Annotated in this window: 18 protein-coding genes and 2 pseudogenes; 16 read left to right on the top strand and 4 right to left on the bottom strand. The window is 70.3% G+C overall.

The features are described 5' to 3' along the window. Positions 1 to 6: 6 nt before the first annotated feature. From IE239_RS16985 to IE239_RS16965, 6 genes and pseudogenes are all read left to right on the top strand, one after another. Entirely contained in the window at positions 7 to 2,550 is a 2,544-nt protein-coding gene (locus IE239_RS16985; RefSeq protein ID WP_190150288.1) for a DUF4118 domain-containing protein, read from the top strand. Between the two features lie 161 nt (positions 2,551 to 2,711). After that, positions 2,712 to 3,330: pseudogene (locus tag IE239_RS42130) on the top strand (cation:proton antiporter domain-containing protein); the annotation flags it as partial. An 11-nt stretch (positions 3,331 to 3,341) separates the two neighbouring features. Then, positions 3,342 to 3,491: a hypothetical protein gene (locus IE239_RS42125; RefSeq protein ID WP_229878137.1), complete on the top strand. Its 150-nt coding sequence runs from the start codon at positions 3,342 to 3,344 to the stop codon at positions 3,489 to 3,491. Next, entirely contained in the window at positions 3,488 to 4,792 is a 1,305-nt protein-coding gene (locus tag IE239_RS16975; RefSeq protein WP_190150171.1) for an ArsB/NhaD family transporter, read from the top strand. Before IE239_RS42125 ends, IE239_RS16975 begins: the two co-directional genes overlap by 4 nt. Positions 4,793 to 5,003: 211 nt before the next feature. Further along, a complete protein-coding gene (locus tag IE239_RS42120) occupies positions 5,004 to 5,240 on the top strand; it encodes a hypothetical protein (RefSeq protein ID WP_229878136.1) in 237 nt (78 codons plus the stop codon). A 217-nt stretch (positions 5,241 to 5,457) separates the two neighbouring features. Then, complete coding sequence (locus IE239_RS16965; protein ID WP_190150169.1) at positions 5,458 to 6,207, top strand: DUF4118 domain-containing protein; 750 nt, start codon at positions 5,458 to 5,460, stop codon at positions 6,205 to 6,207. Positions 6,208 to 6,214: 7 nt separating this feature from the next. Here the strand turns inward: IE239_RS16965 and IE239_RS16960 are convergent, their stop codons facing one another. Together IE239_RS16960 and IE239_RS16955 are read right to left on the bottom strand one after the other, a co-directional pair. After that, positions 6,215 to 6,700 (bottom strand): CBS domain-containing protein, encoded by a 486-nt coding sequence (locus tag IE239_RS16960; protein WP_190150168.1) that lies wholly within the window; start codon positions 6,698 to 6,700, stop codon positions 6,215 to 6,217. A 102-nt stretch (positions 6,701 to 6,802) separates the two neighbouring features. Further along, the gene (locus IE239_RS16955; RefSeq protein ID WP_229878135.1) at positions 6,803 to 7,507 is read right to left on the bottom strand and encodes an alpha/beta fold hydrolase; all 705 of its coding nucleotides are present in this window, start codon (positions 7,505 to 7,507) and stop codon (positions 6,803 to 6,805) included. Positions 7,508 to 7,966: 459 nt separating this feature from the next. Between IE239_RS16955 and IE239_RS16950 the strand changes: the two genes are divergently transcribed. The 7 genes and pseudogenes from IE239_RS16950 to IE239_RS16925 all read left to right on the top strand — a co-directional run bounded on the left by IE239_RS16950 (position 7,967) and on the right by IE239_RS16925 (position 13,410). Continuing rightward, positions 7,967 to 9,367, top strand: a complete 1,401-nt coding sequence (locus tag IE239_RS16950) for an APC family permease (protein WP_190150167.1) — start codon at positions 7,967 to 7,969, stop codon at positions 9,365 to 9,367. Between the two features lie 114 nt (positions 9,368 to 9,481). Further along, positions 9,482 to 9,622 (top strand): annotated as a pseudogene (locus IE239_RS42975) (NAD-binding protein); the annotation flags it as partial. 21 nt (positions 9,623 to 9,643) lie between these two features. Further along, entirely contained in the window at positions 9,644 to 9,925 is a 282-nt protein-coding gene (locus IE239_RS42970) for a TrkA C-terminal domain-containing protein (RefSeq protein WP_308435399.1), read from the top strand. A gap of 164 nt (positions 9,926 to 10,089) precedes the next feature. Then, positions 10,090 to 11,334 carry a cation:proton antiporter gene (locus tag IE239_RS16940; protein ID WP_190150166.1) on the top strand — a complete coding sequence of 415 codons (1,245 nt, stop codon included), beginning with the start codon at positions 10,090 to 10,092 and terminating at the stop codon, positions 11,332 to 11,334. Further along, a complete protein-coding gene (locus IE239_RS16935) occupies positions 11,318 to 11,776 on the top strand; it encodes a CBS domain-containing protein (protein ID WP_190150165.1) in 459 nt (152 codons plus the stop codon). The genes IE239_RS16940 and IE239_RS16935 overlap by 17 nt, the downstream gene beginning before the upstream one ends. Then, on the top strand, positions 11,773 to 13,071 hold the full coding sequence (locus IE239_RS16930; RefSeq protein ID WP_190150164.1) for an ArsB/NhaD family transporter: 1,299 nt from the start codon (positions 11,773 to 11,775) through the stop codon (positions 13,069 to 13,071). The genes IE239_RS16935 and IE239_RS16930 overlap by 4 nt, the downstream gene beginning before the upstream one ends. Positions 13,072 to 13,143: 72 nt before the next feature. Beyond that, positions 13,144 to 13,410: a hypothetical protein gene (locus IE239_RS16925; RefSeq protein ID WP_229878150.1), complete on the top strand. Its 267-nt coding sequence runs from the start codon at positions 13,144 to 13,146 to the stop codon at positions 13,408 to 13,410. A gap of 332 nt (positions 13,411 to 13,742) precedes the next feature. Here the strand turns inward: IE239_RS16925 and IE239_RS16920 are convergent, their stop codons facing one another. Continuing rightward, entirely contained in the window at positions 13,743 to 14,804 is a 1,062-nt protein-coding gene (locus tag IE239_RS16920) for a PucR family transcriptional regulator (protein ID WP_190150162.1), read from the bottom strand. Positions 14,805 to 15,334: 530 nt separating this feature from the next. On the opposite strand from IE239_RS16920, the gene IE239_RS16915 reads away from it, so the two are divergent. The 3 genes from IE239_RS16915 to IE239_RS16905 all read left to right on the top strand — a co-directional run bounded on the left by IE239_RS16915 (position 15,335) and on the right by IE239_RS16905 (position 22,897). Continuing rightward, positions 15,335 to 15,769, top strand: coding sequence for a hypothetical protein (locus IE239_RS16915; protein WP_190150161.1), 435 nt, complete (start codon positions 15,335 to 15,337; stop codon positions 15,767 to 15,769). Positions 15,770 to 15,900: 131 nt separating this feature from the next. After that, entirely contained in the window at positions 15,901 to 17,946 is a 2,046-nt protein-coding gene (locus tag IE239_RS16910) for a flotillin family protein (protein ID WP_190150160.1), read from the top strand. 76 nt (positions 17,947 to 18,022) lie between these two features. After that, on the top strand, positions 18,023 to 22,897 hold the full coding sequence (locus tag IE239_RS16905; protein WP_190150159.1) for a DNA repair ATPase: 4,875 nt from the start codon (positions 18,023 to 18,025) through the stop codon (positions 22,895 to 22,897). 123 nt (positions 22,898 to 23,020) lie between these two features. Here IE239_RS16905 and IE239_RS16900 read toward each other — a convergent pair whose 3' ends face one another. Next, positions 23,021 to 23,458, bottom strand: a complete 438-nt coding sequence (locus IE239_RS16900; protein WP_373308110.1) for a MerR family transcriptional regulator — start codon at positions 23,456 to 23,458, stop codon at positions 23,021 to 23,023. Between the last annotated feature and the right edge of the window lie 9 nt (positions 23,459 to 23,467).

Below are 23,467 nucleotides of genomic sequence, written 5' to 3'. Positions count from 1 at the left end.
GAGAAGATGGCACGCGGCAAGCTACGGATATATCTCGGCGCGGCACCGGGCGTCGGCAAGACGTACGCGATGCTGTCCGAGGCGCACCGCCGTATCGAGCGGGGCACCGACTGCGTCGTGGCCTTCGTGGAGCACCACGACCGGCCGCGCACCGAGGTGATGCTGCACGGCCTGGAGGAGGTGCCGCGCAAGGAGCTTGAATACCGCGGCAGCGTCTTCACCGAGATGGACGTGGACGGAGTGCTCGCCCGGCGCCCCGCGGTGGCCATCGTCGACGAGCTGCCCCACACGAACATCCCCGGCTCGCGCAACGCCAAGCGGTGGCAGGACGTCGAAGAGCTGCTCGCGGCCGGGATCGACGTCGTCTCGACGGTCAACATCCAGCACCTGGAGTCCCTCGGGGATGTCGTCGAGTCGATAACCGGTGTCCGGCAGAAGGAGACCGTCCCGGACGAGGTGGTGCGCCGCGCGGACCAGATCGAACTGGTCGACATGTCACCGCAGGCGCTGCGCCGTCGCATGGCGCACGGCAACATCTACAAGCCGGACAAGGTGGATGCGGCCCTGTCCAACTACTTCCGGCCCGGCAACCTGACCGCGCTGCGCGAGCTGGCGCTGCTGTGGGTGGCCGACCGGGTCGACGAGTACCTGAACGAGTATCGCAGCCAGCACCGGGTGTCGAAGATCTGGGGCTCGCGCGAGCGGATCGTGGTCGGGCTGACCGGCGGCCCCGAGGGCCGCACGTTGATCCGCCGCGCGGTACGGCTGGCGGAGAAGGGTGCCGGCGGCGAGGTGCTGGCCGTCTACATCTCCCGCAGCGACGGGCTGACCTCGGCCTCGCCCAAGGAACTGGCCGTGCAGCGCGCCCTGGTGGAGGACCTGGGCGGCACCTTCCACCAGGTCGTCGGCGACGACATCCCCGCTGCTCTGCTGGACTTCGCGCGCGGCGTGAACGCCACCCAGGTCGTCCTTGGTGTGTCCCGCCGCAAGAGCTGGCAGTACATCTTCGGCCCCGGCGTCGGTGCGACGGTGGCCCGCGATTCGGGGCCCGACCTGGACGTCCACCTGATCACGCACGACGAGGCGGGCAAGGGGCGCGGGCTGCCGGTGGCCCGGGGCGCACGCCTTGGCCGCTCCCGTGTTCTGTGGGGCTGGCTCACCGGCATCGGCGGTCCCGCACTGCTCACGTTGCTGCTCACCCACGTCGATGCGGACCTCGGTCTCACCAACGACATGCTGCTGTTCCTGACGCTGACGGTGGCGGCGGCCCTGCTCGGCGGCCTCTTTCCGGCGCTCGCCTCGGCGGCGGTCGGCACGATGCTGCTGAACTGGTACTTCACGCCGCCGGTGCACCGCATCACGATCGCCGATCCGAAGAACATCCTGGCTTTGGTGATCTTCGTGGGGGTGGCGGTCTCCGTGGCCTCCGTCGTGGATCTGGCGGCCCGCCGTACTCACCAGGCGGCCCGGCTGCGCGCCGAGTCGGAGATCCTTTCCTTCCTCGCGGGCAACGTGCTGCGTGGCGAGACCGGTCTGGAGGAGCTGCTGGAGCGGGTCCGCGAGACCTTCATCATGGAGTCGGCGGCCCTGCTGGAGCGCACGAGTGACGTCGAGCCGTGGACCTGCGCGGGCCGGGTCGGCCCCGGGCAGCCGGTGGAGCGGCCGGAGGACGCCGACGTGGACATGCCGGTCGGGGACCACATGTCGCTGGCCCTGTCCGGCCGTGTGCTGCCCGCCGAGGACCGCCGCGTACTGGCCGCCTTCGCCGCCCAGGCCGCCGTCGTCCTGGACCGCCAGCGCCTGCAGTCCGAAGCGGACCAGGCCAAGGAACTGGCCGAGGGTAACCGCACCCGCACCGCCCTGCTCGCCGCCGTCAGCCACGACCTCCGCACCCCGCTCGCCGGGATCAAAGCCTCCGTCACCTCCCTCCGCTCCGACGACGTGGAGTGGTCCGAGGAGGACCAGGCCGAACTCCTCGCCGCGATCGAGGAGGGCGCCGACCGCCTCGACCACCTGGTCGGGAACCTGCTGGACATGTCCCGCCTCCAGACCGGCACCGTCGAGCCGCTGATCCGCGAGGTGGACTTGGACGAGGTCGTCCCCCTGGCGCTCGTCGGCATCCCCGACCCCGAGGCGGCCGTGGCCCTGGACATCCCCGAAACCCTGCCGATGGTCGCCGTCGACAAGGGGCTGCTGGAGCGCTCCGTCGCCAACGTCGTGGAGAACGCGGTCAAGTACAGCCCGGACGGCGAGCCGGTGGTGGTGTCGGCCAGCGCGCTCGCCGACCGCGTGGAGGTGCGCGTCGTCGACCGGGGCCCAGGCGTCCCGGACGAGGCCAAGGACCGTATCTTCGCGCCCTTCCAGCGCTACGGCGACGCCCCGCGCGGCAACGGGGTCGGCCTCGGCCTCGCGGTCGCCCGCGGCTTTGCCGAGGCCATGGGCGGCACCCTCACCGCCGAAGACACACCCGGCGGCGGCCTCACCATGGTCCTCACCCTCCCGGCTGCCCCCAGCCACGCCCCCACCGACGGCCACGCCGTAACTCCGTAGACGGTGTTCCTTGCCGGAACCCAGCAACCTGAACGCCCGGCTGGTGCGCATCAGCGATCTGTCAAAGACGTACCAAGAGCAGGTAAGGTTCCCAACGGTGTGCCGGAAAGCCTGGTCGGCGAGCAGAGGTGTGATCTCTCTTCCGATCGGGGGCGTTTCCGGTGGTACTCGTTGCTGTCTTCGGGGTGGCTCTGCTGATCGCGGTGCTGCTGTCCGGGCTCGCCGCCCGCACCGTGCTGTCCACCTCTCTCCTCTTCCTCGCCGGCGGCGCGCTGGTCAGTGACGGCTTCCTCGGACTGATCCACATCACGCCGGACAGGTGAGATCGTGTCGGTCACGGCCGACCTGGCGCTGTTCGCGGTGCTGTTCACCGACGGCCAGCACGTCTCCTTCGCCGAGCTGCGCGCCAACTGGCGTAACCCCGCAAGGGCGTTGGGCCTGGGCATGCCGCTGGCGTTCGTGTTCATGGCATTGGTCGCGTACTACCTGGTCGGCCTGGACTGGACGACGTCGTTCCTGGTCGGCGCGGTGCTGGCACCCACCGACCCGGTGTTCGCATCGGCGATCGTGGGCCGCAAGGAGGTCCCGGCCAAGCTGCGGGAACTGCTGAATGTCGAGAGCGGCATCAACGACGGCCTCGCGCTGCCGGTGGTGGTGCTGCTGATCGCGGCCGCAGGCCCGGTCGCCGATCACACGAGCGAGGCGTCGCTCGGGACGATCGCGCTGGAGCTGGCCCTAGGCCTCGCCTTCGGCATCCTGCTGCCGCTGACCGTCAACGGACGCTGATCGCGGTGTGCATCGCGCTCTCGATCGTCGCGCATTCCAGCACCGACGTGCCCATCGCCCGCATGTTCGACGTCGAGGACCTGGTCGGCATCCCCGAGGAAGAGGACGGCCAGGAGAGCATCGACGTCGGACAGGAGAGAAAGACCGTCGTATGAGTGATTGGCACAGCTGGGCGGCCGTGGCCGTGTTCGTCGGCGCGTACGTACTGATCATCAGCGAGCGTGTCCACCGCACGGTCGCGGCCCTCGGCGGCGCCGGGTTCATGCTCGTGATCAGCGCCACCGACGACAAGGCGGCGTTCTACTCCGAGCACACCGGCGTCGACTGGAACGTCGTCTTCCTGCTGCTGGGGATGATGGCGATCGTCGGGGTGCTGCGGCAGACCGGCCTGTTCGAGTACTTGGCGATCTGGTCGGTGAAGCGGGCCCGCGGCAGGCCCTTCCGGGTGATGGCGATGCTCGTCGTCATCACCGCGGTGGCCTCCGCGCTGCTCGACAATGTGACCACCGTGCTGCTGATCGCCCCGGTCACCCTGCTGGTGTGCGAACGGCTCGGCCTGGCCTCCGCGCCGTTCCTGATCGCCGAGGTGTTCGCCTCGAACATCGGCGGCACCGCGACCCTGGTCGGCGACCCGCCCAACATCATCATCGCCAGCCGGGCCGGACTGACCTTCAACGACTTCCTGGTCCACCTGGCCCCGATCGCAGCCCTGCTGACGGCGGTGCTGCTGGTGCTGTGCCGGGTGATGTTCCGCACGGCGTTCGTCTACGACGAGGAGCGCGCCGCGCAGGTCATGACCCTGACCGAGCGCGAGGCCATCCGCGACCCGCGGCTGCTGTGGCAGGGCGTGGCCGTCCTGGCCCTCGTCGTCGCCGGGTTCGTCCTCCATCCTGTCCTGCATTACGAGCCGAGCGTGGTCGCCCTGCTCGGCGCCGGCCTGCTCGTCGCCGTCTCGAAGGTGGAGACCCGGCAGGTCCTGGGCGAAGTGGAGTGGCCCACCCTCGCCTTCTTCGCCGGCCTGTTCGTCATGGTCGGCGCGCTCATCGAGACCGGCGTCATCGGCGACCTCTCCAGCGTCCTCGCGGACGCCACCGGCGCCAACGAACTCGGCGCCACCCTCACCCTCCTGGGCGGCTCGGCCGTGCTGTCCGGCATCGTGGACAACATCCCCTACGTAGCCACCATGGCGCCCATCACCGCCGACCTGGTCAAGGACATGGGCGGCGCCGCCGACGGCCACCATGTGCTGTGGTGGGCCCTGGCCCTCGGCGCCGACCTGGGCGGCAACGCCACCGCGATCGGCGCCAGCGCGAACGTGGTCGTCCTCGGCATCGCCGAGCGCAACCGGCAGCCCATCTCCTTCTGGCAGTTCACCAGGTACGGACTCGTCGTCACGCTCGTCACGGTCGCTATCAGTGCGCTGTACTTGTGGCTGCGGTACTTCGTGCTCGCCTGAGCCGGCCTGCGCGCGGGGATCTGGGCAAGGCCGTCGGTAGCACACTGGAGACGGGTGCCGTCTGTCCTCTCACGAGGGGGTGTCGGCGGTGGCGAGTACCTCTCGTACAGCGGTCCGGTGGTGGCGGTGGCGGCGCAACCCTCCCCACTCCCGGCTTCGCACGAGCGGGGGACCCCCACGGCGACGCAGCGATGTCGCCGAAGCCTGGCTCATGATCATTGCCTGGGTGCTCGCCGTAGCCGGTGCTGTGCTGGCGGGCCTGGTGAGCGCGGGAGGGGACGGGACGTTCCGCGCGGTGCTGACGGGCGCTCTGGTCGGCTCGGGCGCGGCCGGGACGGTGTGGGGCTGCGGCCGGATGGTGTGCGTGGGCCTGGCCCGGCAACGCGTGCGGCAGTGGGACGTGGAGTGGGAAGAGGCCGACATGCGATGGGGCGGGAAGACCGGCTGACGTGATGGTGGGTGCGAGTCCGGCGCGGGATGGTCCCGACCGCACGTCCACCGTGGTGAGAGAAGCGTCAGGATTGCATCAAGAGCGTGCCCGTCCCAGTAGCGGGGCGGGAGCGGCAGCGGGATTCTTGCCTTGTCGACCGTCGTATCGCGTCGACCCCCGTACGGGCGGCCCCTTGGGCAAGGGGCCGCTCCTCGCTCCCGTGAGGTGGTGGACCATGCGGATGCCCCTGCGTGACCGGATCGCCCTGGCGGCTGCTCTGCTCGCGCCGCTCGTCATCGCGCTCGTCCTGGTGCCCTTCCGTACGCACATGACGTCCGCGAACCTGGCCCTGATCCTGGTCGTGGTCGTCGTGGCGGTCGCGGCCCTGGGCAGCCGGGCCGCCGGGGTGCTGGCCGCGCTGTCGGCGGCGGCCTGGTTCGACTTCTTCCTCACCCGCCCCTACCAGCGGTTCACCATTTCCCACGGCGACGACATCACCACCACGCTGCTGCTGCTTGCGGTAGGCGTGGCCGTTTCCCAACTGGCGGCCCGCGCCCGCACCTTGAAGTTGGTCACCGTCACCGACGCGGCTCACCTGGCGCGGATCCACGACACGGCGAGCCTGGTCCAGGCAGGGGCCTCCCCGTATGCCGTGGTCGATCAGGTGCGGCAGCAGCTCGTCGAGATCCTGGGACTACGCAGCTGCCGCTTCGAGCACGGGACGCTGCTCGGACGACACCCTCGCCTGGACCAGGACGGCTCGGTGACCGCCGGCCGGGTGCCCTGGGACCTGGAGAAGGACGGTTGGCCCGGCGAGGAAATCGAACTGCGCGCCCAGGTGGGCGGCCGCTACCTCGGCCGGTTCATGCTGCTGCCGGAACCCGGCGCGGCACCGCCGTCCCTGCAGACGCGCCTTGTCGCCGTGAGCCTGGCCGACCACGTCGGTGCGGCACTGGACACTGCGGGGCCGGTACTCGACCGCTGACCCGGGGTCAGGCACCCGGCGTGCTGCTCAACGTGCCCGTCTTGCCCAGGAGTTCGTGTAACAGGTGCGAGGCGGTGATGACGCCGAGGAGATGCGTGCCGTCCTTGGCCTTCTCTGCGACCGCCACCAAGGGACTGCGCACCTGCGCCATCAGCGCGGCGACCTCCAGCGCGGTGTCGTCCGGGTCGACGATCGGCGGCGGGGCCGCGGTTTTGGAGAGACAGTCGCCGACGCGGCGGCCGGCCAGCGCTTGGCACAGCCGGTCGGCGTGCTGCTCGTCGACCACCGCGGCGAGCGTGGGGTCCTCGATGACGTAGGCGGGAACCAATACCTTGATCATCTGGGAGGCCGGCAGGATGGCCTTCGGCTCCCCGCGCTCGTCCAGTACGAGCAGCCCGGGCAGCTTGTGCTCGGCCATCAGCCGGGCCGCGTCCAGGGCATCGCTGTCGACGCACACCGACTCGTATTCCACCGTCAGGTCACGTGCGCGCACGGTCGGCACTGCTCCCTTCATGGATGCCTCAAAACGTCCCTGCGCCCAGCGTCGTACTGCCCCGCCCCATACGCCAGGTCATCGAAGGGAAACATACGCAGCCTAAGGCGCCATCCCCGCCCTACGCGGCCAGGGCCCGCCCCACCAGCGCGACGATCTCGTCGGGCGCCTCGTCCAGCAGCAGATGCCCCGAGCCGTCCAGGACGTGCAACCGGGTGCCCAGGTGCCGCTGGGCGGCCGGACCCACCCGCCGCGGCGGCAGGAAGACGTCGTAGCGGCCGGTGGCCACCAGACAGGGCACCGCCCGGCGCTCGGCCAGCGCGCCGGAGGCAGCGGGGGAGGGGCGAGGCTGCTGCGGCAACAGCGGGCGACCAGCGCCATCCACTCCGCCAGCTCATCCGGCACGCGACCACCCGGAGCCACCATGGGCCGCAGCATCCGGGCTGCCCGTGGCACAGTCGGCCGAGTCAGCCACGGCACAGCCCTGACCAAGACGGCCGGCGGGACGAGCAGCCGCACCAGCCCGGCGCTGGACAGCACGACCCGCCATGCGATCCGCAGGGAGGCGGAGGCGAGCACGATGGCTCCGCCGAGCGAGTGCCCGACGACCAGGGCCTCGCCCGGCACCGTCTGATCCAGTGCCTCAGTGAGCCACTGCCCGTACCACGCCGACCGCCCGCGGCACGGACGGATGTCCGCGCTCAGCCCGGGCTGCCCCGGCACATCGAGCACCACCGTGGGCCACCGGGCGGCCAGCGCCTCGGCGATGTGCCGGTAGACGGCACCGTTCGTGATCGTGCCAGGCACCAGCACCACCGTCGGCGACGCGGCTGCCGGGTCCGGGCCAACCGTGACGACACTGGTGGCACCGGCCGCTGTCGAGATCTCCCGTCGGTGGTGCGGCACACCCCACTCATCGAGCCGCTTAAGACACCATTCCCGCACCTGCTGACGGCACTTGGGGCCGCGATAGACGGAGGGCACGTCGGCAGCGTAGCCCTGCAGGCCGGTATCGGAACCAGGCTGACGCCGGCGTACCGAGGGGAGCCGTGAAACGGCCCGGATCGGCCGACTACCTGGCAGCCGTGTCGCGCCGGCCGTCGTCCCTGGCGACGGGCGGTGCCCGGCGGGGAACCCTGACGCATCCTTAACGCCTTACTTGCGCTTCCCTGACGTAGTGTCGGGGGCGGAGTGCCGGGAAGTCTGGTCGGCGAAGTGTCTGCCCTCGACGAATGCGTCCCCAAGGACGCCAAGGAAGGTCTTCGCGTGACCGTCTCGAAGTCGGCCGCCGCCATCGCGGCTGCTCCGTCTGCTGTCGCGGGCGTCCGTGGCCCGCGCCGTTCCGTTCTCTTCTTCGCGTTCGCCTTCGCGGTGATCGCCGACCCCGTCTCCTCGGTGGCATACGCGATCGAGGCCGCACTGCGCGCCCTGCACGGCGACCTCGCGCTACTGCTGCCCACGATGAGCCTGGTCATCGGGCTCGTCGTGGTCGTCACCGCCAACTACTGGCAGCTCGTGCAGCGCTTCCCCAAGGGCGGCGGCGCAGCGGCCGCGGCCGGGCGGGCGTTCGGCGCGCGCTGGACGTTCCTGCCCATCGGCGCGCTGGTCGTCGACTTCGTCCTGACCATCGGCATCTCGATCGCAGCTGCGACCAGCGCGGTCATCGCCCTCTTCCCCGGGCTTGCCACGCTGCGCATCCCGATGGCGCTTCTGCTGCTGGTCGTAGTGGCGGGGCTGACCTGGTTCGGGCACGGCGGACGACTCTTGTTCGCCTTCATGACCGTGGCGTTCGTCATCATCTCCGTGGCCGTGCTGATCCTCGGCTTCACCTCACCCCATGCCACCGGCCACGCCGCCACCTCGGCCGACCCAGGCCGCTCGGCGATGCTCGCGGTCGTCCTGGCGTTCCCGGTCGCCATGGCGCTGGCCACGGGGATCGAGGCGCCATCGACCGCCATCGCCCAGCTCGGCCAGCTCGACGACAACCACCGCCGCCGCTTCGGTCGCGGGACGCTCGCGCTGCTGGTCGTGATCGTGGGAGGGCTGACTCTGGCCTTGACGGCGCTGGCCGTGCAGTTGCACATCGGCATCCCCGGCACGGACTCCACCCAGATCGCCGACATCGCCCACGCAGCCGCAGGACCCGGCTGGCTCTACAGCGCCTTCCAGCTGACCAGCTCGCTGCTCCTGCTCGCCGCGGCCAGCTCCTCCTTCCAGGCAGGCCCCGGACTGCTCAAGGCCCTGTCCGGCACACCCGAACGGCCCGGAGTACTGCCGCCGGTCCTCGGCCGGGTCAACCGCCACCACACCCCCTACTGGTCGGTGGTCGTCTACCTGGCCGCCGCCGCGCTGATCATTGTGGCCGCGGCGGGTCAGGAACAGGAGCTTGTCCTCTTCTACGCCGTAGCGGTCTTCGTCAGCTTCCTGGTCGGCCTCATGGCCATGGCCCGTTTCGCGCACCGCGAGAACAAGACGGCCCTGATGTGGATCAACGGCCTGGCCGCCGTGGCCGTCGCCTTCACCCTGGCGGTGAACTTGCTGCGCGGCTGGCCGATGCTGTCCCTGGCGGCGACCCTGCTCATCGCGGCCGGCCTGTACGCACGGTGGGCCCGGGCCGGCCGCCCCACCGGCATCGAAGACGTCGAGGCGCGCGCCGAGGCGGAGTGACGTCGTGATGCGTACGGCACGGCGGCCGGAGCGGTAGTCGTGCCCTGCGGCACCGGCTGACCACTCCCCGTGCCCATCTGACGATCGAGATCGCGATCGTCAGAGTTCACCAGCGCCGTCGTCGCCATCGGCAGTGACATAGCGGCCAGCATCCTGGTCAGCTCAAACCTCCTCGAGGCCGGGGTGCCCAACATCTGGGCCAAGGCCGTCAGCCGCCAGCACGGCCAGATCCTCGAACGCCTCGGCGTCCACCACGTCGTCCTGCCCGAACACGAGATGGGCGAGCGCGTCGCCCACCTGGTCACCGGCCGCATGCTGGACTTCATCGAGTTCGACGACGACTACGCCCTGGTGAAGACCGTCGCCCCGGACATCGCCACCGGCGTCCCGTTCGGCCAGAGCCAGGTCCGCAGCAGATACGGCGTCACGGTCGTCGGCATCAAACGCCCTGGCGAGGACTTCACCTACGCCACCGCCGAGACGGTCGTCCAGAAGGGCGACGTCATCGTCGTCACCGGCAAGACCCACGCCGTGGAGACCTTCGCCGAGCTCGGCTGAAGACCGAACAATGTTGCCGGGTTCCGGCAACGCCCGTGCCTCCGTGGTGCCCGTCAGTGATCTGTCAAAGACGTATCAAGGGCAGGTAGGGTTCCCCGTGGTGTGCCGGGAAGCCTGGTCGGCGAGCAGGGGACAAGTCTCTCTTCCGATCGGAGGTGGCCGCCATGGTGCTCGTGGTGGTGTTCGGTGCCGCACTGTTGGTGGCGGTGCTGTTGTCGGGCCTGGCGGCGCGGACGGTGCTCTCCACGTCTTTCCTCTTCCTGGTCGGCGGCGCGCTGGTCAGCGACGGATTCCTCGGACTCATCCACATCACGCCGGACAGCGAGATCGTTTCCGTCACAGCAGACCTTGCGTTGTTCGCGGTGCTCTTCACCGACGGCATGCACGTGTCCCTGCCCAAGCTGCGCGCCAACTGGAAGAACCCCGCACGCGCCCTGGGCCTGGGCATGCCGCTCGCGTTCGTCTTCATGGCCCTGGTCACCCACTACCTGGTGGGCCTCGACTGGACGACGTCGTTCCTGGTCGGAGCCGTGCTGGCGCCGACCGACCCGGTGTTCGCATCGGCGATCGTCGGACGCGCCGAAGTCCCGGCCAAGCTGCGGCAGCTGCTGAACGTGGAGAGCGGCATCAACGACGGGCTCGCCCTGCCCGTCGTGCTGATGCTGATCGCCGCCGCGGGCCCCACCGCGGACAGCGCGGACGCCTCCGGCTCCACCATCGCGGTGGAACTGCTGCTCGGCCTGGTCTTCGGCGTCGTACTGCCCCTGCTGGTCAACGGTCTCGTACGCTTCCGGCTGCTGGGCGCGGAGCCCAAACTCCAGCCCTTGCTGCCGCTGGCCACCGGCATCATCCTGTACGCGACCTGCCACCTCACCCACGCCAACCCCTACCTCGCCGCCTTCTCGGCGGGCGCGACCCTGGCGCACGTCTCGCCGGAGGCGAAGACATCCTTCGAGCCGCTCGGTGAGGCGCTGGCGGAGTTGGCGAAGTTCGCCGCGCTGCTGGTGTTCGGCGCGCTGCTGACTCCGCAGCTGTTCGGCGATCTGTCCTTCGGCGGGTACGTGGCGGTGGTCCTGGCGATCGTGCTGATCCGCCCGGCTTCGCTGCTCATCTCGCTGCTCGGCACGAGCGTGATCTCGCGCAAGGAGAAGCTGGTGGCGGCCTGGTTCGGGCCGAAGGGCTTCGCCTCGGTGGTCTACGGCCTGCTCGTGCTGCAGTCCGGCATCCCGCAGGCCGAGGAGGCGTTCACCCTCATCGCGGTGTGCATCGCCTTCTCGATCATCGCCCACAGTTCCACGGACGTCCCGATTGCTCGAGCCTTCGACGTCGACGAACTCATCGGCATCCCGGACAAGGACCAGCCCGCCACCACCACGCCCGAGGAGGGCCGTCTTGACGCTCGCGCGTGACCTGGCCCGCCCGTATCCGACGGTACGGGTCGACGACGACGCTCAGGACGCGGCCCGGCTGCTGGTGCGCGAACGACTCCCCGCTCTGCTGGTGCTCGACCAGGTGGACTGCCCGTACGCGATCGTCCCCACCGCCCAGCTCCTCAGCGCCCTGGTACCCGAATCCGACCCCCTGGATCCCCTGCTGACTCTGATCGCCGATCGTATGGACGACGGCTCCCAGGAAACGCTCTCTGGGCGGTCGGTGGCCGACTGGCTGCCCCGGCGACGTACCACGCCCGGCCTGGTGGGCCCGGAGGACTCGCCGTCTGAGGTCGCCGCCCTCATGAGACGCAAGGACTGCCCCGTCGTCGCGGTGATCGAGCACGACGGCGGCGCCGTCACGTTACTGGGCGCGATCACCGCGAACGTCTTGTTGGAGCACTTCATCGGAGGACCGTGAACGACTGGCAGAGCTGGGCGGCGGTCGTCGTCTTCGTCGGCTCCTACGCCCTGATCATCAGCGAGAAGATCCACCGCGTCGCCGTCGCCCTCGGCGGTGCCGGCCTGATGCTCGCGATCCGGGCGACCGACGACAAGTCGGCGTTCTACTCCGAGCACAGCGGCATCGACTGGAACGTCATCTTCCTGCTCATGGGCATGATGATGATCGTCGGCGTGCTGAAGAAGACCGGCATGTTCGAGTACCTGGCGATCTGGTCGGTGAAGAAGGCCAGGGCCAAGCCCTTCCGGGTGATGGCCATGCTGGTCGTGATCACGGCGGTGGCCTCGGCCCTGCTGGACAACGTCACCACGGTGCTGCTGATCGCACCGGTGACGCTGCTCGTCTGCGAGCGCCTCGCTCTGCCGGCCGTCCCGTTCCTGATCGCCGAGGTCATGGCGTCGAACATCGGCGGCACGGCGACCCTCGTCGGCGATCCGCCCAACATCATCATCGCCAGCAGGGCCGGGCTGACCTTCAACGACTTCCTGGTCCACCTGGCACCGATCGTGGTTGTCCTGGTGATCGCACTCCTTGTGCTGTGCCGGGTGATGTTCCGCAAGTCCTTCGTCTACGACGGTGACCGCGCCGCCGAGATCATGGCGCTGGAGGAGCGCGAGGCCATCAAGGACCGGACGCTGCTCATTCAGGGCCTCGTGGTCCTGGCGCTCGTGGTCGTGGGCTTCGTCCTGCATCCGGTGCTGCACTACGAGCCCAGCGTCGTCGCCCTGCTCGGCGCAGGACTGCTCATCGCCCTCTCCACCGCGGAGACCGGGGAGGTCCTGCAAGAGGTGGAGTGGCCCACCCTGGCGTTCTTCGCCGGCCTCTTCATCATGATCGGCGGCCTGATCGAGACCGGTGTGATCGGCGAGATCTCCAAGGCCCTGGCCGACGTGATCGGTGACAACGAACTCGGCGGCTCCATGACCATGCTGAGCGCCTCCGCGGTCCTGTCCGGCATCGTCGACAACATCCCCTACGTCGCCACGATGGCCCCCATCACCAGCGACCTCGTGCAGAACATGGGCGGTGGCAGCGACCACGTCATGTGGTGGGCCCTCGCGCTCGGCGCCGACCTGGGCGGCAACGCCACCGCCATCGGCGCCAGCGCCAACGTGGTCGTCCTCGGCATCGCCGAACGCAACCGCCAGCCCATCTCCTTCTGGCAGTTCACCAAGTACGGCCTCGTCGTCACCGGCGTGACCGTGTCCCTCGCCCTCGGCTACGTCTGGCTGCGCTACTTCGCACTCGGCTGACGCCGCTCGAAGCGGGCCAATCCCCTGTCCATCACGCCGGATCGGAGAGCAACGGGCGTGGATGCCTCTCTCATGGCGCCGTTGGCCGTCATCGCCATGCTGGTGATCAGAACCGGACTGGTGGAGATCCGTCGTCCGGGCAGCGTGCGTCGGCAGTGGTCGTTCCTGACCAGACGGTGGGCCGTCGCGGCAGGAGCCGCAGCGGCCGTGCTCGTCTCTGTCGTCGGCTGGCAGGCCGCAGGCTTTGGCGCTGTGGCCTGGGCGGTGCTCACCGGGGCGCTCGTCGCTCAGATCGCCGACCTGACGTCCCAGGCGGATGGCACGGACCGGAATCCGTGACGTCCCTTGCCACTGGTAGGGCAGGTCCGCCTCCGACGGGAGACCTGTCAGCCCTTCTTTCCCTTCTTGTCCTTCCTCGGCTGCGGATCGGCGTCGCCTGCTGAGTCTTCGCCCACGCGAGTGTCCGTCTCATCGATGGGCACGGCGGCAGGCGTCGGGCCGGCGCTCGGCGGCCCTGCCAAGGGCCTGGGCGCAACGGGTTCCGCACTGGCACTGGCACCGGCACGGGCGTCCGCGCCCACGCCGGAGGCGGCGTTCGGGGAGGAGGAGGGACTGTCACCGGGCTTTGATCGTCAGCGCGGGAACAGCGGCTCACGATGGGCTGTCGGCCGTCACACCTCGTCGTCGGGCCACCCGAGGAGCCGCGCCCCGATCACCGCGGTCTGCAGGGTGTAGCGGTGGACGGGATCGCCGGGGTCGGCGCCGGTGAGCTTGTGGATGCGCTCCAGGCGGTAGGTGAAGGCCCGCACGCTCAGGTTCAGACGTCGGGCCGCCTCGGCGGCGACACAGCCGGAGTCGAAGTACGCCGTCAGCGTCTCGACGAGGGGCCGGGCGCCGCCTCGGGCGCTCAGCAGCGGGCCGAGGGTGTTGCCGACGAGGTCGGCCATGGCCTGTCGGTCGCGGGTCAGGACCGGGTAGACGAGGAGGTCGGCCGCGCGCAGCACCGGCTCGTGGATCTGCAGCCGGTCTGCCAGGTCGAGGGCGTTGAGCGCCTCTTCGTAGGAGTGGACGACGCCCCCGGCACCGGGGTGGGGACGTCCGATGGCGACCTGGCCGCCCTCGGTGGCCGCGTACGCCTGCTTGGCGAAGAACGCCAGCACGTCGTCCTGGTCCCCCGGCGCGATACAGATCAGCCTGCCGTCCTTGGTGGTGAGCAGAATGCGCCGCTCGCCGAACCGGCCGACCACGGCGCTCTCCACCTGCCGGGTGGCCGGGTCCGTCTCCTCGACCGGCCTGTCGCCCTGCGCGACGGCGACGGCGTGGGCGCGGGAGAGGAGCAGACCGAAGCGCTCGGCCCGTTCGGACAGGCGGCCGAGGTCGCTGCGACCGTAGAGCAGGTCGTCGATGAACTCGCGCCGCACCGCCTCCTCCTGCCGCACGGCGAGCAGCTGCGCCCGTTCGTGCCCCTCGGCGAAGGCGTCGATCGCCTGCTCGACGGCGGCGAGCGCGCGATCACCCGCCGCGGCCGAGAGCTCGGGCCAGTGGTCGCGGGCCACGGCCAAGTGCCGGCGAAGAACGGCCCGCAGGCCGAAGCCGGCCTCGGCGGCGCGTTCCCCCCGGGTTCGTAGGGACTCCAACTCGTCCCTGGTGAAGCGGCGACCCGTCGCACACACCTCGGTCAGTATCTGGACATACCCGTCCAGATACTCGTCGGGGACCTCCCGCCCTGTCACACGTCCTCCGGTTTTCTTGGCGCCTTGCCGACGCGTTCCTGACGCACGCTGGACAAGACTGGCAGATCAGGGGCGGTGGGAGGAGCCTGGCATCAACGGCGGATCGGGATCCCTCGCTGATACTGAGGTGATGGTGGCGCCTGCGCTCGGGGCACGGGGCGTCGATCTGCGACGGTGTCGGCCGCCTGGCGGTCACGACGGTACCGACGCGGAGCCGGCCTCCGTCTGCTCGGCCGTCCACCACCCGGCGGCCTCCTACGGCTCCGTACGCGACTCGGCCCACCTCTTCCTCGATGCTGCTGTCGACCAGGCCGGACGACGACGGCAAGGTTAGACAACGGCCCGGCACTCGCCGAAGTTGTCGTCGCCCGGCATCAAGGTGGCATCAAGACTGCCGGAACACGGCAATGCGCCACACGACATGGGCAGTTCAAGATGGGGGCAGCGGAAACAAGGGGAGCAGTCCCGGTGCCGTGCCCTGATGAAAGGGCGGGCGCCGGGACTCGGGAACTCGGCTCGGGGGTGCGGACATGGGTCAGATCGTGCACGCCGCCGTGCGGTTTCCCACCGTCACCCTCACCTCAGCGCTGGTCGTCGCTCTCGGTTTCTGGGTGCTTGTTCTGCTGGGCCGGGCCGACGTGCGCGCCTTCGACGCCGACGCCCCGTTGCTGACCAGGTCGCTAGGCGGGATGCCGGTCGCCGTCGCCGCCTCCGTCGTGATCGTGAGTGCCTGGCTCGTCAGCATCACCGGAATGCTCCTGATGGATCTGGCACGTCTGACCGGTTCCGGGGGTGCCGCGGCCCGGGTCGCACTGCTGGTCCTGTCCACCCTCGTCGCCTGGCCGGTGACAAGAAGGTCCGCGGCCTTTATCGCCAGGCTGTTCCCGGGCAGCCCCGGGTTGTACCGCCGGGCTGCGGCGAGCAGTGCTCCGTACGACCCCGGCAGTCCCCCTGCGCGCGGCTGAGCCGTCCACGGGCCCCACGGCCGGACCGCGCTCTCACGACTGACGCACGCCCGACGCGCATGCCCGCAGCGGAGCGGGCCACCCGCCTCGCCGTCGAGGCGCCAACTCCTCGCAGAATTCAAGGATTTCGTATGGATGCCATCACCGTGGGCGTCGGCGTGCTCATCGCCGCATGCCTGCTCGTCGTCACCGTCGTGTTGTTCGTCGTCTCCCGGCTGTTCCGCAAGGTGGAGCAGGGGAAGGCGCTGATCGTCTCCAAGGTGCGCAAGGTCGATGTGACCTTCACCGGTCAGGTGGTCCTGCCGGTGCTGCACAAGGCCGAGGTGATGGACATCTCGGTGAAGACGATCGAGATCACCCGAGCCGGCAAGGAAGGGCTGATCTGCCGGGACAACATCCGCGCGGACATCCGGATCTCGTTCTTCGTGAAGGTCAACAAGACCGTCGAGGACGTCATCAAGGTCGCCCAGGCCGTCGGCACCGTGCGGGCGAGCGATCAGAGGACGCTGCAGGAGCTGTTCCACGCGAAGTTCTCCGAGGCGCTGAAGACCGTCGGCAAGCAGATGGACTTCACCGACCTCTACACCAAGCGCGAGGAACTGCGCTACCAGATCATCGAGTTGATCGGCGTCGACCTCAACGGCTACCACCTGGAAGACGCGGCGATCGACTACCTGGAGCAGACACCGCTCACCCAGCTCGACCCGGCCAACGTGCTCGACGCCCAGGGCATCCGCAAGATCACCGAGCTGACGGCCGTGGAGCACGTGCGCACCAACGAGGCCCAGCGCACGGAGGAGAAGGAGATCACCCGGCAGAACGTCGACGCCCGCGAGGCCATCCTGGAGCTGGAGCGCCGCCAGGCCGACGCCGAGATCAAGCAGCGCCGGGAGATCGAGACCGTGCGGGCCCGTGAGGAGGCCGAGACGGCGCGGGTGATGGAGGAGGAACGCCTGCGCGCCCAGTCCGCCTTCCTCAGGACCGAGGAGCAGCTCGGCGTGCAGCGGGAGAACCAGGCCCGCGAGGTCGCCGTCGCGCAGAAGAACCGTGAGCGGGTCATCGCCATCGAGAACGAGCGCATCGAGAAGGACCGCCTCCTCGAGGTCATCGCGAGGGAGCGCGAGACCCAGCTGACGCAGATCGCCGCCTCGAAGGAGGTCGAGGGCGAGAAGCGGGAGATCGCCGAGGTCATCCGCGAGCGGGTCGCCGTGGACCGCACGGTCGCCGAGCAGGAGGAGGCCATCAAGAAGCTGCGGGCCGTGGAGGAGGCCGAGCGCGGTCGGCAGACCGTGATCATCGCCGCCGAGGCGGAGGCGCAGGAGAAGCTGGTCAAGGACATCAAGGCCGCCGAGGCCGCCGAGCAGGCCGCCGTCCACCGCGCCGCCGAGGAACTCACCCTCGCCGAGGCCCGGCTGAAGAGCGCCGACCTCAACGCGCAGGCCAAGCTGCGCCTCGCCGAGGGCATCCAGGCCGAGACGGCTGCCGAGGGCCTCGCGGCCGTCCAGGTCCGTGACAAGGAGGCCGAGGTCATCGAGAAGGCCGGCCGCGCGGAGGCCGAGGCAGCCGAGGCGCGCATGCGGGCCGAGGCGGAGGGCGTCCGGGCGAAGGCGCTCGCCGAGGCCGAGGGCATCGGCGAGAAGCTGAAGGCGGAGGCGGCCGGTTTGACCGAGAAGGCGGCGGCGATGGCCGCGCTCGACGAGGCGTCCCGCGGTCACGAGGAGTACCGGCTGCGGCTCCAGGCCGAGAAGGAGATCCGGCTCGCCGGACTGGACATGCAGAAGCACGTCGCCGAGGCGCAGGCCACGATCCTCGCCACGGGACTGGAGAACGCCGACATCAACATCGTCGGCGGGGAGTCGGTCTTCTTCGACCGGCTGGTCTCCTCGATCGCGCTCGGCAAGAGCGTCGACGGGTTCGTCCAGCACTCCGAGACGGCCCAGGCTCTCGCGGGGCCCTGGCTGGACGGTTCGTCGAGCTTCACCGACGACCTCAGTCGCGTCCTCGGCTCCGTCTCCACGGCGGACGTGCAGAACCTGACCGTCTCCGCGCTGCTGATGAAGCTGATGAAGACGGGCGGAGCCGATTCCGGCGCTCTGGAGCAGCTGCTCAGCAGGGCCGGCGAACTGGGTGTCGCCGACACCTCGCTCGCGGCCCTGAACGGCAGCGCCAGGGTCTGACAGGCCGCGGTCCGGAGCTGCCGCACAGGGGACGGCAGCTCCGGACCGCTTTTTCCGACGTTCTGAGAGGGACTCCATGACCACCGGCCTGGACACCGGCACATACGAGGTGCTGCGCGACCGCCTCACCGCGCAGGCCGCCGAACTCGCCCGCCGCGCCGAGGCGCTGAACGCCCGCCGCACCGAGGAGTTCGGCTCCACCCGGCTCGAACTCGCCGGCACCGAGCGTCTGCGCACCGAGCACACCTGCGTACCCCGGGACATCGTCTCCGTCGGCGGCGTTCTGCTCTTCGGCCACAACGTCTTCCTCGGCCGGGGGCCGGAGACGACCGTCGCCGACGTCTTTGCGCTGCACGACCGCGACCTGAACCGGCTGCCCGAAGACGCCGTGCCCGGCCTGCTGGACGACCCGGCCTTCGTCCGCGAGTTCGCCGCCCTCTACCGCTACTACCGGCAGGCCCACCTCCTCCAGCTCCGCCGCGTCGACGGCAGGCTGCTGGCCGTCTTCCAGACCGGCGAGAGGGCCGGGGACATCCGCGTCCTGCGCTGGGCCGTGACCGACGACGGCCAGGTGTCCTTCCTCGACGCGCGCGGCGAGCGCGACCACGTCTTCCCGCCCGCCCACGACTTCGAGTGGACCCAGACCTCCCGCGAGGACCACGTCCTCGGCCGCCACCCCCATGTCTCCATCGAGGGCGAGGTCTTCGTCGAGACCGTCGGCGGCACCCTCACCGTCAAGGTCGAGAACAACACGGAGACGGGCGAGGGTGTTTACGCCGACCTTGTCGACGAGCCGCTGCAGTCCCTCGCCGACGCGGACATCGCGTACGCGCGCGTGGGGGCCCTGACCCTGCTGCGGATCCGCCCCTACAAGGAGGACGCCGACCGCCACCTGGTGTTCAACACCCGCACCAGGACGGTCGTCCGTCTCGACGGGATCGGGCAGGCGTGCCGTCGGCTGCCCGAGGACCAGGGGATCGTCTTCCCCGGCGGGTACTGCCTGGCCACGGGCGCGTACAAGACCTTCGACGCGGTCGTCACCGAGGGCCTGGAGTTCGAGCGCGCGGTCCGCTCGCCCAACGGCGAGGACGTGCTGTTCGCCTTCCACGCGCGTGCGGAGGGACGCAGTCTGCTGCTGCCGTACAACGTGATCCGCAAGGAGGTCGCGACCCCGCTGTCCTGCCACGGCTGGGCGCTGTTCGACGACGGTGCGCTCGTCGTGCTGCGCGCGGACAGCGACGAACCGCAGCGCGTCCACCCCGTCCAGCTGTGGAACTCGCCGTTCGTCTCCGACACCCACGCCGCCGCCAGGCCCGCGGGCACCGGTCCGCTCGCCCGCGTCGGCAACGCCGACCTGGTGCGCGGCATCTCTGACTGCCTGTCCATCACCCGCGCCGTCACCGAGACCATCCCGACGAGCGAGGTGTACGAGGCGCTGACCGCGGCCTGCGTCCGGGCGGCGGACTCCTACCACTGGCTGGGCGAGCCCGGACTCGGCGATCTGCACGAGCCGCTCACGCAGGTGCGGGTCACCGCCGAGCAGGTCCTGGCCGAGTTCGAGACCGTCCAGGCACTCATTCGGCAGGCCGCGGACGCGCTCACGGAGGCCGCGGAGCGGGTCGCCGTCGTCGTACGGCGTCTGCGCGGCGAGGCCCCGCGCAGCGCCGCCGCCTGGGTCACCGGTCTGACCGAACTCCGGCACGCCCAGGGCCACCTGCTCACCCTCAAGGACATGCGGTACGCCGACACCGCGCGCATCGACGAACTCGCCTCCGACATCGAGGGCGACCTCGCCACCTTCGGGCAGCGGGCCGTCGCCCACCTCGCGCGCGAGGACGCGTTCGCCGACCACCAGGCCGACATCGAACAGCTCGTCGCCGGCGCGGAGGCGATCGCCAGCGTCGCCGAGGCCGCGCCCGTCGCCGTCCGCCTCGACGAACTCACCGACGGCCTGCGCACGGTCACCGAGGTCGTCGCCGGGCTGGACATCGGCGACGCCACCGTCCGTACGTCCGTTCTGGAACGGATCGCCGAGGTCCTGGGCGGCGTCAACCGCGCCCGCGCCCTGCTCGACGGCCGCCGTCGCGCACTCCTGGACCGGGAGGGACGGTCAGAGTTCGCGGCCGAGTTCGCCCTGCTGGGCCAGTCGGTCACCGGCGCGCTCGCCGCCGCGGACAGCCCCGAGGCGTGCGACGAGCAACTCGCCCGCATGCTCGTCCAGCTGGAGAACCTTGAGTCCCGGTTCGCCGAGTTCGACGACTTCCTCGGCGACCTCGCCGACAAGCGCGACGAGGTTCACGAGACCTTCTCCGCCCGCAAGCAGACCCTCGCCGACGCCCGCGCCCGCCGCGCCGAACGCCTCGCCGACTCGGCGGCCCGCGTCCTGCGGACCGTCACGCGTCGTGCCGCCACGCTCGCCAACACGGACGCCGTCACGACGTACTTCACCTCCGATCCCATGGTCGCCAAGGTCCGCCGCGTCGCCGACGAACTGCGCGAACTCGGCGACCAGGTCAAGGCGGAGGAACTCGACGGCCGCCTCAAGGCCGCCCGGCAGGAGGCGCTCCGTTCCCTGCGCGATCGCACCGACCTCTACACCGACGACGGCCGCACCCTCCGCCTCGGCACCCACCGCTTCGCGGTCAACACCCAGCCCCTCGACCTCACCCTCGTCCCACAGGGTGACGGCCTCGCCTTCGCCCTCACCGGCACCGACTACCGCTCACCGGTCACCGACCTCGACTTCGCCGCCACCCGCCCGTACTGGCACCGGCCCCTGCCGTCGGAGTCGCCGGAGGTCTACCGCGCCGAGCACCTCGCCGCCCGGCTGCTCGACGAGCACGGCCCGGCGGCCCTGGAGGAGGCCGACCTGCCCGCCCTCGTACGACAGGCCGCGGAGACCGCCTACGACGAGGGATACGAGCGGGGTGTCCATGACCACGACGCGGCCCTGATCCTGACCACGCTCCTGCGCTTGTACGCGGACGCCGGCCCTCTGCGCCACGAGCCTGCGGCGCGTGCCGCCGCCCAGCTGTTCTGGGCCCACGGAACGACCGCCGAGGCCCGGCAGGACTGGCAGCGGCGCGCGGTCTCACTGGCTCGCGCCCGGGACACGTTCGGCCTGGCCCCCGCGATCGACGACCTGCGGCAGGAGCTGGCGGAGGCGATCGGCACGGAAGCGGCGGCCGCCTACCTCTTCGAGGAGCTGACGAGCGGCCCTGACGGATTCGTCGTCAGCGGGAGTGCGCGCACCCTGCTGGAGAAGTTCCGCCGCACGGTGGGCTCATCGGCCTACGACGACGACCTCACCGCACTCGGCGGACTGGCCGCACGCAAGCAGCTCGTCGAGGCGTGGCTGTCCTCCTACACCGCCTCGACCGGCACGGACACCACCCCCGGCGACCTGGCCGAGGCGGTGGCCGCAGAACTCTGCCCCGACCTGGCCCGCTACGGCTCCGACGCGCAGACGACCGAGACGGTCCGCGGGCTGCTCGGCGTCCACCCGCGCATCACCGCCGGGTCCCTGCCCGTCCGTATCGACGAGTTCCTCGCCCGCACCCACGCGTTCCGCACACACGATGTCCCCGGCCACCGCGCCTACCAGCGCCGCCGCACGGAGCTCGTGGCCGCCGAACACACCCGGCTCCACCTGGACGAGTACCGGCCGCGGATCATGTCCTCGTTCGTGCGCAGCAGGCTCATCGACGAGGTCTGCCTTCCGCTGATCGGCGACAGCCTCGCCAAGCAGCTGGGCACCACCGGTGAGTCCAAGCGCACCGACACCGGCGGCCTGCTGCTGCTCGTCTCCCCGCCCGGCTACGGCAAGACGACCCTCATGGAGTACGTCGCCGACCGCCTCGGCCTGATCCTGGTCAAGGTCAACGGCCCCGCTCTCGGCCACACGGTCACCTCCCTCGACCCGGCCGAGGCACCGAACGCCACCGCCCGCCAAGAGGTCGAGAAAATCAACTTCGCGCTGGCGGCCGGCAACAACACCCTCCTCTACCTGGACGACATCCAGCACACCTCGCCCGAACTGCTGCAGAAGTTCATCCCGCTGTGCGACGCCACCCGCCGTATCGACGGCGTCCGCGACGGCGTACCGCGCTCCTACGACCTGCGCGGCAAGCGCTTCGCCGTCTGCATGGCCGGCAACCCCTACACCGAGTCCGGCGCCCGCTTCAGCGTCCCCGACATGCTCGCCAACCGCGCCGACGTCTGGAACCTCGGCGACATCCTGACCGGCAAGCAGGCCGCCTTCGCGCTCAGCTTCATCGAGAACGCCCTCACCGCGAACCCGGTGCTCGCCCCACTCGCCGGCCGCGAGCGCGTCGACCTCGACCTGCTGGTCCGGCTCGCCCAAGGCGACACCACGGCCCGCGCTGACCAGCTCACCCATCCCTACGCTCCCGCCGAACTGGAGCGGATCCTGGCCGTGCTGCGCCACCTGCTCACGGCCCGCGACACCGTGATGGCGGTGAACAGCGCCTACATCGCCTCCGCGGCCCAGTCCGACGCCACACGCACCGAACCGCCCTTCCAGCTCCAGGGCTCGTACCGCAACATGAACAAGATCGCCCAGCGCATCCAGCCGGTCATGAACGACGCCGAACTGTCCGCGCTGATCGATGACCATTACAAGGCCGAGGCTCAGGCCCTGACCACCGGCGCCGAGGCCAACCTGTTGAAGCTGGCCGAACTGCGGCACTCGCTGACCGCCCAGCAGATGCTGCGCTGGCGCGAGCTGAAGGCGACGTACGTCCGCGTGCAGAGTCTCGGAAGCCCGGACGGCGCCCCGCTCGACCGGGCGATCGCAGCCCTCGGCCTGCTCGCCGACCGGATGGCGGCCGTCGAGGCGGCGATCAACCACGCCGCAGACCCGCGCCGTCCGACGGCAAGCGCCCCGGCCCGGCACGCCGCCCGGCCGGCCCGGGGTGAGGGGAAGGCATGACGTGAAGCGTCCCCTTCCTGCGCTGCCCGGCGCGGGTATGGCCCGCCGTCGGGCGTGTACATACGAGCTCCTTGGGGCTGGTCGTGGCTGAGGTGCAGGCTAGAACCCGGGCTTCAGTTGAGGTCAAGGCCCCGCCACGGGAGTCATTGATGCGCTCTGACCAGGGTGCGCTGACGCCAGACGCTCGCCCAGTGCGGCGGCGAATTCCTCCGCCCGTGCCAGCTGGGTCCGCAGGTCCGCCACTCGCAGCTGCGCGGCCTCCTGGAATCCGTGTACGCGCTCCAGCAGGTCCTCCCGCTCACCGGCCGCCAACTCCGAGCCGGAGTCGAGGCGGTCGGTGGCGTCCAGCAGGTCGCGCATCTGCTCCAGGGTGAAACCCAGCGGCTTCATCCGGCGGATGACTATGAGCCGGGCGACGTCGGTCTCGGTGTAGAGGCGGAACCCGCCCTGGGACCGGGCGGAGGGGATGACGAGGCCGGTCTCCTCGTAGTGCCGGATGGTGCGCAGGGACAGCTCAGTCCGCGCGGCGACCTCGCCGATCTGCATGTGCTTGTCGTCCACGCCTGTGTC

This window comes from Streptomyces humidus (assembly GCF_014649655.1).
GTDB classification, from domain to species: Bacteria; Actinomycetota; Actinomycetes; order Streptomycetales; family Streptomycetaceae; genus Streptomyces; species Streptomyces humidus.
This window is presented reverse-complemented; position numbering and strand designations above follow the sequence as displayed.